The sequence below is a fragment of the Ruegeria sp. YTSC004 genome (assembly GCF_059609805.1).
On sequence record NZ_JBXWMJ010000012.1, the window covers coordinates 39795 to 54989 of the forward strand.

The window sequence follows — 15195 nt, forward strand, 5'->3', positions numbered from 1 at the left end:
TTTTTTGCCTCCGGCGGGGATATTTTCAGCCAGGTGAAGGATCAAGCGCTTTGTGCCATCCGTTGGGCCAGTTTCAGTGCCTCGATCAGACTGGTGGGGTTTGCTATGCCCTGTCCGGCGATATCCAATGCGGTGCCGTGATCGGGCGAGGTGCGAATGAAGGGCAGGCCGAGGGTCACGTTCACGCCACGGTCGAAGTCGAGTGTCTTGATCGGGATCAGTGCCTGATCGTGATACATGGCAATTGCGGCGTCATATCGGGCGCGGGCGGCGGCGTGGAACATCGTGTCCGCCGGGTGTGGGCCGGTAACCGTGCAGGTATCGCCCGGCAAATCAGATATCAGAGGGGCGATCCAGTCCAGTTCTTCATGCCCCATTTTACCGCCTTCGCCCGCATGCGGGTTGAGGCCTGCAATGGCGATGTGGGGATGGGGGATACCAAACTGTCTGCGCAGGCCTTCAGCGGTAATGGCGATGGTTTCGCGCAGCAGATCGGGGGTAAGCTCAGACGGGACGCGCGACAGCGGGATGTGGATCGTTGCGGGCACCACGCGAAGCTGATCGCTGGCGAGCATCATAACGACACGCTTGCGCCCGGCTAGAGCGGCGAGAAATTCGGTATGGCCGGGATAGGCGAACCCGGCCCCGTCGATCAGGGCTTTTTTGTGGATCGGTGCAGTGCACAGCGCCGACGCCGCGCCGGATTGCACCAGAGAAACACCGGTTTCGATGGCGTCGATCACACTGGGCGCATTGGACGGATCTGGTTGGCCTGCTGTGTTTGTGGCGGGAAAGCTCAATTGCAGAACAGGCAGGGCACTGGCGCTGATTTCATTGGCCTGCGCCGGATCGCTGATCCGCTGCGTGGGCGTGCCTGCGGGCAGATGTGCCGCATCCCCGATATAGAAAAACGGGCAGCTCGCGCGCAGTTCAGACCATGCCTTGGCGGCGATTTCAGGTCCAACGCCAGCAGGATCGCCACAGCTTAGCGCGATGGGCGCGGTCATTGCTCGATAATCGTCGCGTCGGCGCGGAGCTGTTCAACCAGACTTTCGGCAAAGGCCTGCAGACGCTGTTGCGTCAGGGCGTTGGCCACATCCACGCGCGTGGTGTCTTCGCCCCGGTCCAATGTGCGTGTGCACAGCATCAGGAACTTCAGAGTCTGGCCATTGTTCCCCGTCAGCGTCGTCGAAACTTCGTTCAGGTCCAGCTTGGACAGCTCAAGCGCTACGTCGCGCGGGATCTCGGAGGGGCTGGCTTCGACACGTTGCAGTACAGCGGCAGGTTGATCCTTGGCGATGCCATAGAGGTCGTCGCAGGTATCGATCTGTTCGCGCAGCTGGGCAGCGCTGGCCAGAGTTTCGGCACTACGACCGCCGGCCATGTTGTAAATTGCGTAGTCGATCTTGGAGTATCGCGGCGCGCTGGTGCTGACTTCGCGCAAGCCGCGCAGCTGGAACAGGGCGATGGCATTGGGCAACGACAAAGGCTGCGTGATGTCGCCTGATTTGAGACCCAGAATCACAGGTTGCAGGGCAGGGGGCAAGTCGGTCAGGTTCAGCCATTCCAAACGCCCGCCGTCATCGCGTGTGCCAGCAGCTGAATACTGCGTGGCAGCAGAAGAAAACGCATCGAAACCTTCAACCTGAGCAATCTCTTCGGCCAGCAATTCGGCTTGTGCAAGGGTCTGCGGAGTGACCGGAATGATTATTTCCGACAACAGAACCTGAAGCCCGCCGCTCCCGGCCTGTCCTAAAGCCCGGTTAATCTCGTCGTCGCTCGGCCTGGCTTGGGACAGAAAGCGCGAACTGACGTAATCGCGCCACGAAAGCTGATCAGCGACGAAATCCCGTACGGTTTCGGGGGAAACGCCGGCTTCGCCCAGCAATTGCAGGAATTCGTCGGTCGAAAGGCGACCACGGGCTGCAAATTCATCAATGCCCACCTGAATGTCTTCTGGTGCAACCTCGATTCCTGCGTCGCGCATGGCCTGCTTGCGCAGTCGTTCGTCGATCAACGCGTCGCGGACTTCGTCCTCGGTTGCGCCAGGGGCACCCAGAACGGTCAGGAATTGCTGGCGTTGCTGAAGTTCGTACCAGGTGACAATGTCCTGATTCACCTTGATCGCAGGTGAAAACAGGCTCTGAGCCTGGCTGTGACCAGTGGACAGGGCCAGCAAAGCGGCAGCCAGTGCCGGTGCAACCGGTTTTAGCCAACCGGAACGAATGAATCGCGAGAAACCTGAAATCAACTGCATCTTCTCTTGTACTGTTGGCCGCCACCCTCAACGGAGTAACCTGTCAGGGCTACGGTAAACCCGAATTCTGTCGAAGGCTCAATACTTGATGATGAGGTAAATCGCCTGCTAACGGTCATGTTAACTTTTACACACTCATTCTGGTAGGTAACGCCCAGCCCATAACGGATCGGTTCGGATTCGCTGAGGTCATAGCGCGCATAGGCCTGCGTCAACCAGTTCTGGTCAACAAGGTAGCGGCCATTCATCCAGATTTCGGATATCTCGTCATTCGCATTTTCTGCCGGATCCTTTTCCTGCCACACATAACTGCCGGTTAGGCCGACATTTGGCTTGTTCCAGCCTGCGCGCACCTCGGCCTTGGCAAAGCTGAAATCACCATTCAACAGGCCGCGACCCGCCAAAGACCAGCCATTGGCGGTTTGCAACTGACCGGCCAACAACACGTCGGAGGCGGTGCCCTGTAGGCCCGACGTTAGGTTGAAGTTGGGGTCAGCGGTCGAGCGGAAGACCTGTCCGACAGTGGCAAGCGCGCGCCAGCCATTTGCGGCATAGCGCGCCCAGTTGACCCCAAACACCGCCGTCGCGCCGTCTTCGCGACGATCCGGGGCCGGAAAGCGAGACAGGGACAACAAGTTCCCCTGGTCGAATTCCTGAAACGTGCTTTCGTCATTGGGAACGTCCTGATCTGTCACGTTCGTCCAACCGACTTGCGCGATGGGTTCAAGCACCTGAGTGGCGCCTGACTTTTCCCGCCGGGTCATCGGGTAACGCAAGGTGAGTGCAGCGCGGGGGGCCGCGCGGGTCACCTGGTCAGGAAACTGGCTGTCATCTCGGATGTCAAAGATATCCACCGATGTCCCGAACCGGGCATCAGCCCTGAGGCCCGATGCGAAAATCCAGCTGCGCATCCAATCCGCATCGAATGTGGCGCGCGCGACATCGCGGCCAACGATGTCCTGATCGCTGGTGCGTGTGTGATTGTGGGCCACAAAGCCCAAGCGTACTTCGCCGCCGACAGAGGTTGGGAAGTAACGTTTCTGGAAATACAGGTCGAAGATCCGAGATGGGATCACTTCCTCATTTTCACTGTCTCGCAGGGATTTGTAATGGATGAAACTGGTGCGGAAGGCGGTATCGCGTTTGATCCGCTCAAGCGCGATTTCGCTGCGCAACCGGTCAAAATCAGGCAGACCATAGTCAGCGAGATACGCGTTATCCGAGGTCGTCTTCACATCAAACAAAAGGCGGAAGTCGTTGTTCAGGAAGAAATAACCGTTGGCAAATAGATAGCCCCGATCCTCATTTTTTTGCAGGTCGTCGCGGGTGAAAGCACCGTTCAGCTCAATCCGGCCGCGTTTGAATGCCTGGCGATAGCGATAGCCCAGTGTTCTAGTTTTCCCCGAGATATAGGGGGTCAGCGTCAGGTCCCTGTGGTCGCCAAGCTTAAAGAAATACGGCACCTGCACGCCGGTTCCCAACTGCGATGTGGTGCGAATCGACGGAACAAGAAAGCCCGTCGCGCGGTCCAGCGTCGGGTCGGGCAGGCGCAGATAGGGGAAGTAGAAAACCGGGAAATCCAGTATCCGGAACTGTGCCCCTTCGAAATACAATTGGCGTTCCAACTGGTCATGCGTGACCTTGCGGGCGCGGATTTGCCAAAGCGGCGGTTTACCATTGGCGCAGACGTGGCAGGACGTGGCCGAGACCTTGCTGAACTGTGTGTAACGCCCCCCCGCGCGCGCAGCCTGGACCGAGGCGATCTGAACCTGCTGATCGAACACCATGCGGGCTCCGATCAGCAGACCGTTCATGATTCCGTCATCCAGTTCGGCGGAATCGGCCAGCAACGTGGTTGCGCCACCCTGATCAATGCGCACCGGGCCTTCCAGCGACAGATTGCCGGTTTCGCGGTCATAGGTGATGCGCTTGGCAGTGACCTTGATGTCGCCCTGAAAGGCTACAACATTCCCTTCGGCCACCAGATTGCGTTCGGGCGTGATAAAGATCCGGTCAGCCACCAGCAGGGCAGGGTGATCCTCTTGCGTGGTACCCTGTGCAGCGTTGGCAGCGGGTTGAGACTGCGCGAATGCGCCCGCTGGCATGTTCAGTGCGACCGCACCGGACAGCAACAAACTGGCAATAAGCCGCATCAGCCGTCCTCCGCATGCAGCAAAAGGCCGAGGGACAGAAGAATGGCTGCAAAGGGCGGGGCCCAGGCCGCGACTAAGATAGGCAATTGACCGTTTTCCCCCAGAATTTGGGCAAAGTTGCGAATAAAGTAGATGCCAAAGCCCAGCAGGACGGCGGTCAGAACCGCGATACCGGTGCCGCCAAATCGCACGTGGCGCATGGTGAAGGCCGCGCCGATCAGAACCATCGACATAAGAAACAAGGGACGGGCCAGTTGGACCTGCAACCAGACCTCATATTGCTTGGTCGAAAACCCGGCTTCGCGCAGGTCACGGATCAGTTCCGGCAGGTCATAGACCGAGACGGAATCCTGATCGCCAAGCGTGTCCAGAATCCGTTGGCGTGTCAGCGATGTGGGAACCTCAAGCCGCGCGTGTTCAGTGGCGTGGGTTTCTGGATTCACACCGCCTTCCAGCGCCCAGATCTTGGCATTGGTCAGGACCCACGTACCGTTCTCCAGATCCGCCTGGTCGGCCACGATCTGCTGCGTCGGTGTGCCGTCCGGGGCGAAGGTAATGATCGTTACCTGATTAAGGGTGAACTTGTCGCCGTTGGATGTATCCTGGGCGTGGATCACGGATTGGCCAATGGCCGATCCCTGCCGCAACCAAAGACCATCTGCACTGATCGACAGAGTTGATCCGCCGTTGTTTTTGTAGGATTCGGCAAGCTGTTTGTACTCTTCCGACGTGGCGGCTGCGATGGGATTCAGCATGCCAACCGCCAGTGCGCCGATCATCAGAGCTATCACCACAGGGGCTAACAGGGCGCGGATGCCTGATCGGCCGGTGGCGCGGGTCACAACCAGTTCCGAACTGCGGGCCAGACCGATAAACAACGCGATCGTGGACAGGATGACCAGCAGCGGCAGCATTTCGCTGATCGCGGCAGGCGTATTCAGCAACGTCAATTGCAACAGCTGACCAAAGGACAGGTTTGCATCGTCAAAGCGGCGCACCTGTTCGATCAGGTCGATCAGAATCATCAGCGTCAGGAAAATGCTGCCGATGACCAGGAAACTCTGAATGAATCGGCGGGCGAAGTAGCGGTCGAGGATCACGAAGGAACTCCTGCCGAAATGACGCGCAAACAGCCCGTGGTCGGGTGCAGACTAGAATCACCGCTGCACGCAATTGTGCGTGACGGCCTATGCCTGCTCTGTCTTGCCAAAACCTTCTCCCCCGAGCCTGTCGGATTTTTTCCGGGACTGTAATCCAAATGCGGGCCGGGGAAAACTGCTATCTGGTCAAGCCGCGCGGCGCGGGCTAGGTCTTGGGGAACTGATTTTGAGGAGTTCGCAATGAGCAGTCTTGTACCGATCCGTTTCCAGGACCCCGACATGGATGCGATGGCGCAGGCCGAAGGGCGCGTGGCCATTATCATCCCGTCCGACGGCAAAATGAACCCTGCCGCCCGCCGCGCCAACCGTCTGACCCGCGGGGCTGTGGCACGGTTGGTCGAAAGCGAGCGGTTCGAAAAAGTGAAAACCGGTGACGTGATCTCGATGGCGTGGCCATCCGGCATGGCAGCCGAGGCGCTGGACGTTCTGGTTCTGCCGCGCCGCCCCGAACCCGCCGAGGCCCGCAAGGCAGGTGCTGTGCTGGCCAAGCTGGCGGGCAGCAAGGACTTGCTGGTGATGTCAGGCAATCAGGTCAAGGCCGAGGATCTGGCCATGGGCATCGCGCTGCGCAGCTATGATTTTGATGCGCACAAGACTAAGGAATCTGATGAGGCCGGTTCAGTCATCATAACCCACCAGAAGGCGGATGAGATCGAGGCTGCGTTTGCACCGCTCTACGCGGTTGCCGACGGTGTCCGCATGACCCGCGATTTGACCAATGAGCCTGCGAATATCCTGACCACCGCGGAATTCGCCGACCGTCTGGACGAGATGAAGGCACTGGGGCTTGAGGTCGAAGTGCTGGAAGAAGACAAACTGGCCGAGCTGGGCATGCGTACGCTGCTAAGCGTCGGGCAGGGGTCGGACAGCCCTTCGAAGGTTGTGGTGATGCAATGGAATGGCGGCGACAAAGATGACGCGCCGCTGGCATTGGTCGGGAAGGGCGTGGTGTTCGACACCGGTGGTATTTCGCTGAAACCTGCGGGTGGCATGGAAGATATGACCATGGACATGGGCGGCGCTGGCGTAGTGGCAGGCACCATGCGCGCGCTGGCCAAACGCAAGGCCAAGGCCAATGTGGTCGGTCTGGTCGGATTGGTTGAGAACATGCCTTCAGGCAACGCCACCCGTCCGGGCGATGTGGTCAAATCCATGAAGGGCGACACGGTCGAGATCATCAACACCGATGCCGAGGGCCGTTTGGTTCTGTGCGACGTGATGTGGTACGCGCAAGAGCGGTTTAAGCCTGTGGGAATGGTCGATCTGGCCACCCTGACCGGAGCGGTCATCATCGGACTGGGGCATGAGAATGCGGGTGTCTTCTCGAACAATGACACGTTCTGCAATGCCTTCTTGAAGGCGGCGGGGGCCGAGGATGAAGGCGCATGGCGCATGCCGTTGGGCGAAGCCTATGACAAGCAGCTGAAGTCGCGCATTGCCGATATGAAGAACGTGGGCGGACGCCCGGCGGGTTCGATCACTGCGGCGCAGTTCCTGCAGCGGTTCGTCAAGGAAGACATGCCGTGGATTCACCTGGATATCGCCGGTGTGGCTTCGGTCTCGTCCGAGACATCCTACGCCCCGAAGGGCGCAACCGGCTGGGGCGTACGCGCGTTGAGCCGTTTCGTTCAGGACAATTTCGAGTAAGCCGATGGGGGCCGTCTATTTCTATCACCTGACCCGCCAGCCGTTGGAGCATACCTTGCCGGTGCTGCTGGACAAGGCACGGCAGGCCGGGTGGAAGATTGCCGTGCGAGGCAGCGATCCCGCGCGGATGGACTGGCTGGACGAAAAGCTGTGGCAGGGGCCCGAGGAAGGGTTCCTGCCACATGGCCGCGCAGGCGGTCCGCACGATGCCGCGCAGCCGATCCTGCTGACGACTGAGGCGCAGGCTGCCAATGACCCGTCTTGTGTCATGGCGGTAGATGGCGCGGCGGTCGACCCCGATGAGATCAAGAAACTGGACCGCGTATGTATCCTGTTCGATGGCAATGACGCAGAGGCCGTTCAACACGCGCGCGGGCAGTGGAAGGCTTTGACCGGTGCGGGATGTTCCGCCCAATACTGGTCCGAAGAATCCGGGCGCTGGGAAAAGAAAGCTGAGGCTTAGAGCCCGAGCCGATTTCCGGAAGGCGTGGTGGTCATCGCGCAAAGATGTGCGATCAGAAATGCCTCAATGACCGGATTGAAGCCCAAATTGCCGAATGCGGTGCAAGGCAAAAATGACTGCTTTCTATTGTTAAGGCAAAAGTTTGAGGAACCAAATGTCCAATATAACCCAGTCTCTCTTGCACCAGCCGCTAATTCTTCCCTGCGGCGTAACTCTTAAAAACCGAATTGCTAAATCGGCGATGTCTGACTCGCTTGGTGACGGCAAAGGCAATCCAAGTGATGATCAAATCAAGCTCTATGAGCGTTGGGCAACTGGCGGCCTCGCCCTGTCGATCATCGGCGAAGTGCAAGGCACACCTCATTTCGCAGAGAAGCCCGGCAATTTGGTTTTGAACGATCAATCCGATTTCGCATTTCTAAGAAAACTTGCACAGGCAGGGGCAACCAACGACGCTCATTTGTGGCCGCAACTTGGACATGCAGGTGCGATGGCGGATGCTCCGATCAGCTCGCCGAAGGGGCCGAGTAGATTTGAATTGCCCGGTCTGAAATGCGGCGCGCTGTCCTTGGATGAGATCCGCGCGCTGCCGGCCGAATTTGCACGCACGGCAAACCTTGCCAAGCGGCTTGGGTTCGGTGGCGTTGAGTTGCATGCGGCCCATGGATTCTTGCTCAACCAGTTTCTGTCTCCGCTATTCAACAAACGCGAAGATGCCTATGGCGGTTCTTTGCAAAACCGGATGAGACTGCTGCTGGAAGTGATCAGCGCCGTGCGCGATGCCGTTGGCCCGGATTTCCCTGTGGGCATCAAGTTGAACGCGACAGATCAACTTGAAGGCGGCTTTGCTGAAGATGAATCCCTTGAGGTCATTGCGGCATTAGACAAAACAACAATTGATCTGATTGATGTCAGCGGTGGCACATATTTTCCGGGTGCTGCGTCATCATCAGATCGTGCGGGTTCCGGCGCCTATTTTCTTGATTTTGCTGAACGTGCGCGTGCGAAAACGAACATTCCCCTTATGGTGACGGGCGGTTTCAAGACGCTTGCACAGGCCAAAAGCGCCATTGCAGAGGGCAAAGCCGATCTCGTTGGATTGGCCCGCGCATTGGTCGTTGATCCAGAATTGCCATCATTTTGGCTTTCCGATCAACGCGACGAGCCGCAATTCCCGCGTTTCAAAAACCCACCGGAAGGCGGTGTGACTGCATGGTACACGATGCAAGTCACGCGGATTGCCAGAGGTGAGGACGCGCTTGAACCAGATGATCTAGACGAAGCAATAGCGGCATACGAGGCCAGAGATGAGATTCGACGAGAGGTTTGGAACTCTCATTTCAGCGGAATCTCACGAGCAACCTAAAGCCGGCATTGGCGCAGCTGCAGTGACCGGAAGCATTGGTCCGCATGGCGGACCAAAACTTTGAAAGGAAAGCGCATTCGCTGGAATCGGCATGGATACCCGTATCACAGGGGGCAGAAACGCCGTGTGCTGCGTTTGGCTTTATTCCGCTTTCTGCAGAGAGGTTTGAATAAGCCCAACCCCTTGTTGCACCGGAATTGATCGCCTGCACCCTTGCTCTGACGGTTCTCTGCTTTAGGGTGCGCGGCGTTGTGAGCAGAAGGATTTTGAGATGAAAAAGAACCCATTGGGGCGCACTGGTATTGAAGTGACGGATCTGTGCCTTGGCACCATGACGTTTGGGACGCAGACCTCTGAAGCGGATGCACACACCCAGATCGACATGGCGCTGGAGGCTGGGATCAATTTCGTTGACGCGGCTGAGATGTACCCGGTGAACCCGGTCTTGAAAGAGACCGTGGGGCGGACCGAAGAAATCCTGGGCAACTGGAACGCGGTGAACCCCGCGCGGCGGGCGGAGTATATTCTGGCGACCAAACACTCCGGTGCAGGTTTCGCGCATGCCCGCGACGGGGCACCAATTTCTGCGCAAACGATTCCCGAAGCGATCGAGGGGTCTCTGCGTCGATTGCAGACGGATTGCATCGATCTGTATCAGTTTCACTGGCCCAATCGCGGCAGTTACATGTTTCGGCAGAACTGGACCTATGCGCCGTCTGGTCACAACACCAATGACGTACTGGAGAATATGGAGGAGTGCCTTGTCGCTCTGCAACAGCAAGTCGATAAGGGCAATATCCGCGCGTTCGGCCTGTCGAATGAAAGCGCATGGGGCACCGCGCAATGGCTGCGGCTGGCCGAACAGACGGGCGCGCCACGGGTCGCTTCGGTCCAGAATGAGTATTCTCTGCTGTGCCGCCACTTCGACACCGATATGGCCGAGCTAAGCGTGCACGAAGATGTCGGCCTGATGGCGTTTTCTCCGTTGGCGGCAGGGTTTCTGACGGGCAAGTATCAGGGCGGAGCGGTGCCTAAGGGCTCGCGCATGGATCTTGTTCCGACCATGGGTGGGCGTAAGTACGAGCGTGTTTTTGGGGCCGTAGATGCCTATCTGAAGATCGCGCAGCGGCATGGCCTGGATCCGGTACATATGGCGCTGGCATGGTGCCAAACGCGCCCGTTCATGATGTCTGCCATTTTCGGAGCGACCACGGTTGCGCAGTTGGCCCATATTCTGGGGGGCACGGAGGTGGTGTTGGCGGATGATGTCCTGGCGGATATCAGTGCCGCGCATCGCGCGCATCCGATGCCGTTCTAAGGGGGCTCTGCATCCGCTGCGCTTTGCGCGACTCCCCCGGGAAATTTTTAGCCAGATGAAGCGGATCCGGTCAGTGATGTGTGGGCTGGATCCGGTCCTGACGGAGGTCTCTGGCCGACAGGCCGTGCGCGGTGCGGAAAGCACGGGCAAAGCTGGATTGTGAGGCAAAGCCTGTGGCGAGTGCCACGTCCATCAATGGCATATCCGTATCGGTTACCAGACGCCGCGCTTCGGCCAGGCGCAGTTGCAGATAGTGATCCTGTGGCGTTGTGTTCAGGCGCAGACGGAACTGTTGTTGCAGAGTACGAGGGCTGGTGCCCAGAGAGTCGGCAATGACGGCCAACGGTAGCGGGTCCTCGAGCGAAGTCTCCATCAACGAGTTCGCCTTTGCTGTCAGAGCCGTATGACGATGCGGCGCGCCTGTACGGCTTTGTGGCTTGGACGGTTCGGGTGCGCCCTCGTATAGGAACAGGCCGGACACGCGGGCGGCAAAACCTGCGCCGTGGCGCGCGGCGATGATGTGTAGCATCATCTCGACTGCGGGGATCGCGCCGCCTGAAGTCAGCCGGTTGCCGGATACAGTAAATCGGTCAGGGCGAACATCAACTTCGGGGAAGCGGTTCGCGAAATTGTCCAGATCCTCCCAGTGCGTTGTGGCGGAGTGGCCGTTCAGCAGGCCGGCTTCGGCCAGTAGCCAAGGGCCGCCGTCGATGCCAGCCATGGTGGCTCCGGTACCGGCAATGCGGCGCAATCCGGCGAGCAGGCTGGGTGTGGCGTGACGGGCCAGTTGAAATCCCGCGATGACAATCATCAGGTCGCAGCCCTGCAACCGAGCCAACGGTGTGCCTGGAACATTTAGGGCGCTGGTCAGCATCGCCGGTTCCGCCGTGGCAGTCACATAGTCCCAGTCAAATGCCGGGCGGTCCGCCAGACGGTTGGCGGCGCGCATGGGATCAACGGCCGAGGCAAAGCTGAGCGTGTTGCATTCGTCCAGAACCAGCACGGCCGTTTTTAGGGCGCGATGTTCGGGCTGCAATATGTTTTTTGCGGATTTCATCAAGTTCGATTCGCATTCTGGCAAGTTGTTTCCATAAAGCTGCGCCAGAGTCGGGGATGAACGCAAATCGGAATCCGGGGAGAAGCCTGAGGATAACTTAGGTCAAAACCGGGTATAAGTTGGGGAAAACACCATGCCACTGGAAATGAACCGCGAAGTCTTCATCACCTGCGCTGTCACCGGCTCGGGCGGAACACAGGATCGCAGCCCGCATGTGCCGCGTTCGCCCAAGCAGATTGCCGAAAGTGCGATCGCCGCGGCCAAGGCAGGCGCGGCCATCGTGCATTGCCACGTGCGTGATCCGGAAACCGGTGCACCCAGCCGTCGTTTGGATCTGTACCGCGAGGTGACTGATCGCATTCGTGAAGCCGAGGTCGACGTTGTGCTGAACCTCACCGCCGGGATGGGCGGCGACATGATTTTTGGCCCGACTGAATCTCCGCTGCCGCTGAACGAAGATGGCACGGACATGATCGGCGCGGCGGCTCGGGTCGAACATGTGGCTGAATGCCTGCCCGAAATCTGTACTCTGGATTGCGGCACCATGAATTTTGCCGAGGCCGACTATGTCATGACCAACACGCCCGGTATGCTGCAGGCGATGGGCCGGATGATGACGCATCTGGGCGTGAAGCCCGAGATCGAAGCCTTTGACACCGGTCACTTGTGGTACGCAAAGCAGCTGGTGAAGGACGGCGTTCTGGACAGCCCGGCACTGGTTCAACTGTGCATGGGCGTGCCGTGGGGTGCACCCGATGATCTGAATACCTTCATGGCTATGGTGAACAACGTGCCTGATGACTGGACATTCAGCGCATTTGCGCTGGGACGGAACCAGATGGCATACGCGTCAGCTTCGGTGCTGGCGGGCGGTAATGTGCGCGTTGGGCTTGAAGACAACCTGTGGCTGGATAAGGGCGTTCTGGCCGAAAACTGGCAGTTGGTTGAGCGGGCGAACACCATCGTCTCAAACATGGGTGCGCGGGTGATCGGCGCGCAGGAAGTGCGTGAGAAGTTGGGGCTGGTCAAACGAGCGCCTAAGTGAGTCGTGTTTTGGTTTCAGGTCTCTTTGTGACCGTGGCAGCTTGCTCGACATCTACGATTCAAGCGGCAGATGTCGAGTTTGATGGCGCTCACGCCCTGAACGAGACTTGCGAGAACATTGCAGGTGACTATCGCGCAGACCGAAACGCAAACCCCAAACTTTGCGTCGGCTATGATGAGAATGGCTGGCCCATAGATGGTGCAGAAATCAAACTGCCAGACAATTGGTGAAACTAATGACAAAAATAGCAGCTATCATCGGTGGTGGTGTCATCGGCGGCGGGTGGGCCGCGCGGTTCTTGCTTAACGGTTGGGATGTCCGTGTGTTCGATCCGGACCCGGAGGCCGAGCGCAAGATTGGTGAGGTGCTCGACAATGCGCGCCGGTCTCTGCCGGGGTTGAGTGATGTGCTTTTGCCGTCTGAGGGGGCACTTACCTTCCACGACGATCTGACTGACGCCGTGCAAGGCGCCACCTGGATTCAGGAAAGCGTGCCCGAACGGCTGGATCTGAAGCTGAAGGTTTACAAAAGCTTGCAGGGTGCCTGCGATCCGGAGGCGATCATCGGGTCGTCAACCAGCGGGTTCAAACCGTCCGAGCTGCAGGAAGGAGCGCTGCGCCCAGAACAGATTGTTGTGACGCACCCGTTCAACCCGGTGTATCTGCTGCCGCTGATCGAATTGGTGCCGACCGACAAGAACCCGCCCGAAATGGTCGACCGCGCGAAGGACCTGTTGAAATCGGTGGGCTTCTTCCCTCTGCATGTCAAAAAAGAGATCGACGCGCATATTGCTGACCGGTTCCTCGAAGCCGTCTGGCGCGAGGCGCTGTGGCTGGTCAAAGACGGTATCGCGACAACCGAAGAAATCGACGATGCAATTCGCATGGGCTTTGGCATTCGCTGGGCACAGATGGGTCTGTTCGAAACCTATCGTGTAGCCGGTGGTGAGGCGGGGATGAGGCACTTCATGGCGCAGTTCGGCCCGGCGTTGCAATGGCCTTGGACCAAGCTGATGGATGTGCCCGAATTCACTGATGAGCTGGTCGACATGATCGCGGATCAGTCTGACGCGCAATCGGGCATGCACTCGATCCGCGAACTAGAGCGCATCCGCGACAATAACCTCGTTGGTATGATGCGGGCGCTCAAGGCGCAGAACTATGGGGCCGGTACTGTTCTGAACCAGCATGACGCGGCGCTGAAACCGGGCGCACTTCCGACGATGGATCAGGCCGATCTGAGCCAGCCAATTCTGACCTTGTCGCGCGCAGTGCCGTTGGACTGGACCGACTATAACGGTCACATGAACGAGGCGCGTTACCTTGAGGCCTTCGCCGCGGCGACCGACCGGTTCATGGAGATCATGGGGTGTGATGCGGATTACATCGCCTCGGGCGGCAGTTACTTCACCGCAGAAAACCATATCCGTTATATCGACGAAGTCCACGCAGGTGCAAAGATCGAAGTGCGCACGCAGATGCTATTGGGGCAGGGCAAGAAGCTGCACGTGTTCCATTCCATGTATGAAGGCGACAAGCTTTTGGCCACAGGCGAAAGCTTCCTGCTGCATGTCAGTCTGGAAACCCGTCGCCCGAGCGCACCTTCTGTCGAAATCGAAGCGGCTATGGCCCGGATCGCTGAAGCTCAGGCAAGCTTGCCTTATCCGGAAGGTGCGGGTGCGGCGATCCGCAAACCGGCATGAGTGGGCGCGTTCTGATCACGGCTGGCGCGTCGGGCGTTGGCCGCGCCATGGCCGAGGCCTTTGATACAGCCGGTGCGCAGGTTTGGGTGGCTGATGTTGACCCGAATGCCCTGTCTGATTGTCCGGCCCATTGGCAGCGGTCCGAGGCGAACGTCGCGGATGAGGATGCCGTGGCCACCTTGTTCAATGACATCGAGGCGGAATGGGGTGGTTTGGATACCCTGTGCGCAAACGCAGGAATCGCGGGACCAACCGCTTTGGTTGAAGACGTTGCATTGGACGATTGGCGCATGTGTCTTTCGGTGAACCTGGAAGGGGCCTTTTTGTGCGCCAAATACGCGTCTCCAATCCTGAAACGACAAGGCAGCGGCGCGGTGGTCATAACGTCTTCGACTGCGGGACAATACGGTTATCCCAATCGCGCGCCCTATGCGGCGGCGAAATGGGGGATGATCGGGCTGGCCAAAACTCTGGCGATGGAGCTGGGCGCACACGGAGTGCGGTGCAATGTCATTTGCCCTGGCTCGGTTGAGGGTCCGCGGATGGAAGGCGTCCTGCAGCGCGAGGCCGATGCCAAGGGCATGACACGCGATCAGGTCTATGAGGGTTATGCCTCGGGCACTTCAATGGGTCGCTTCGTCGAAGGGCACGACATCGCCAATATGGCCGTGTTCCTTGCATCAGATGCGGCGCGGTTGGTGTCGGGGCAGGTGATTGCGGTCGATGGGCACACCGTCAACCCCGACCCCAAAGTTTAAGCCTGATTGGGTCCGCGAATCTGGCGGATGCTCTGGCGAACTGCCTGCCAGTCGCGGGCTTGCTGCATGTTCCCGGCGTCTTTGCATTCGCGCATCTTCTGCGCGGCCTCGGCCTCGGCCTGATCTCCGTGGGCGGAATAAAGCGCCCGTGCGTATTGAGCGGTTTTTAGTGCGTCCATTCCTATGGTCCTCCGTCTGTGATCGGATCGCTCGAAAGTTCGCGCCAAGTGACGATATCACACCTTGGTCGCTTACGCATCTATGAGGCC

General features: G+C 58.8%; 14 protein-coding genes. 8 read left to right on the forward strand and 6 right to left on the reverse strand.

Features of this window, described 5'->3' with window-relative positions:
• Positions 1-41: 41 nt before the first annotated feature.
• From pdxA to lptG, 4 genes are read right to left on the reverse strand one after another with little or no spacing between them, the layout of a single operon-like run.
• Positions 42-1007 (reverse strand): 4-hydroxythreonine-4-phosphate dehydrogenase PdxA, encoded by a 966-nt coding sequence (gene pdxA / locus AC2FFP_RS18835; protein ID WP_496723145.1) that lies wholly within the window; start codon positions 1005-1007, stop codon positions 42-44.
• Positions 1004-2257, reverse strand: a complete 1254-nt coding sequence (locus tag AC2FFP_RS18840; RefSeq protein ID WP_496723143.1) for a peptidylprolyl isomerase — start codon at positions 2255-2257, stop codon at positions 1004-1006. Before AC2FFP_RS18840 ends, pdxA begins: the two co-directional genes overlap by 4 nt.
• A complete protein-coding gene (locus tag AC2FFP_RS18845) occupies positions 2248-4410 on the reverse strand; it encodes an LPS-assembly protein LptD (protein WP_496881355.1) in 2163 nt (720 codons plus the stop codon). The genes AC2FFP_RS18840 and AC2FFP_RS18845 overlap by 10 nt, the downstream gene beginning before the upstream one ends.
• A complete protein-coding gene (lptG, locus tag AC2FFP_RS18850; RefSeq protein ID WP_496844222.1) occupies positions 4410-5510 on the reverse strand; it encodes an LPS export ABC transporter permease LptG in 1101 nt (366 codons plus the stop codon). Before lptG ends, AC2FFP_RS18845 begins: the two co-directional genes overlap by 1 nt.
• Before the next feature lie 240 nt (positions 5511-5750).
• Here lptG and AC2FFP_RS18855 point away from each other — a divergent pair, with 240 nt between their 5' ends.
• The 4 genes from AC2FFP_RS18855 (at position 5751) to AC2FFP_RS18870 (ending at position 10364) form a co-directional block, all read left to right on the forward strand.
• Positions 5751-7217, forward strand: a complete 1467-nt coding sequence (locus AC2FFP_RS18855; RefSeq protein ID WP_496764516.1) for a leucyl aminopeptidase — start codon at positions 5751-5753, stop codon at positions 7215-7217.
• A 4-nt stretch (positions 7218-7221) separates the two neighbouring features.
• On the forward strand, positions 7222-7680 hold the full coding sequence (locus tag AC2FFP_RS18860) for a DNA polymerase III subunit chi (RefSeq protein WP_282118261.1): 459 nt from the start codon (positions 7222-7224) through the stop codon (positions 7678-7680).
• 154 nt (positions 7681-7834) lie between these two features.
• Positions 7835-9046: an NADH:flavin oxidoreductase/NADH oxidase family protein gene (locus AC2FFP_RS18865; RefSeq protein ID WP_496881356.1), complete on the forward strand. Its 1212-nt coding sequence runs from the start codon at positions 7835-7837 to the stop codon at positions 9044-9046.
• Between the two features lie 271 nt (positions 9047-9317).
• On the forward strand, positions 9318-10364 hold the full coding sequence (locus AC2FFP_RS18870; RefSeq protein ID WP_496781264.1) for an aldo/keto reductase: 1047 nt from the start codon (positions 9318-9320) through the stop codon (positions 10362-10364).
• 70 nt (positions 10365-10434) lie between these two features.
• Here the strand turns inward: AC2FFP_RS18870 and AC2FFP_RS18875 are convergent, their stop codons facing one another.
• On the reverse strand, positions 10435-11421 hold the full coding sequence (locus tag AC2FFP_RS18875) for a GlxA family transcriptional regulator (protein WP_496781265.1): 987 nt from the start codon (positions 11419-11421) through the stop codon (positions 10435-10437).
• Positions 11422-11554: 133 nt separating this feature from the next.
• Here AC2FFP_RS18875 and bcoG point away from each other — a divergent pair, with 133 nt between their 5' ends.
• The 4 genes from bcoG to AC2FFP_RS18895 are packed head-to-tail and all read left to right on the forward strand — an operon-like array spanning position 11555 to position 14926.
• On the forward strand, positions 11555-12466 hold the full coding sequence (bcoG, locus tag AC2FFP_RS18880) for a 3-dehydrocarnitine:acetyl-CoA trimethylamine transferase BcoG (RefSeq protein WP_496764529.1): 912 nt from the start codon (positions 11555-11557) through the stop codon (positions 12464-12466).
• On the forward strand, positions 12463-12696 hold the full coding sequence (locus AC2FFP_RS18885) for a hypothetical protein (RefSeq protein WP_496764531.1): 234 nt from the start codon (positions 12463-12465) through the stop codon (positions 12694-12696). Before bcoG ends, AC2FFP_RS18885 begins: the two co-directional genes overlap by 4 nt.
• A 5-nt stretch (positions 12697-12701) precedes the next feature.
• A complete protein-coding gene (locus AC2FFP_RS18890; RefSeq protein WP_496764534.1) occupies positions 12702-14168 on the forward strand; it encodes a carnitine 3-dehydrogenase in 1467 nt (488 codons plus the stop codon).
• Positions 14165-14926 carry an SDR family oxidoreductase gene (locus AC2FFP_RS18895; RefSeq protein WP_496779152.1) on the forward strand — a complete coding sequence of 254 codons (762 nt, stop codon included), beginning with the start codon at positions 14165-14167 and terminating at the stop codon, positions 14924-14926. The genes AC2FFP_RS18890 and AC2FFP_RS18895 overlap by 4 nt, the downstream gene beginning before the upstream one ends.
• On the opposite strand, the gene AC2FFP_RS18900 is transcribed toward AC2FFP_RS18895, so the two are convergent.
• Entirely contained in the window at positions 14923-15105 is a 183-nt protein-coding gene (locus AC2FFP_RS18900; RefSeq protein WP_496738430.1) for a hypothetical protein, read from the reverse strand. The genes AC2FFP_RS18895 and AC2FFP_RS18900 overlap by 4 nt on opposite strands.
• Positions 15106-15195: the final 90 nt, after the last annotated feature.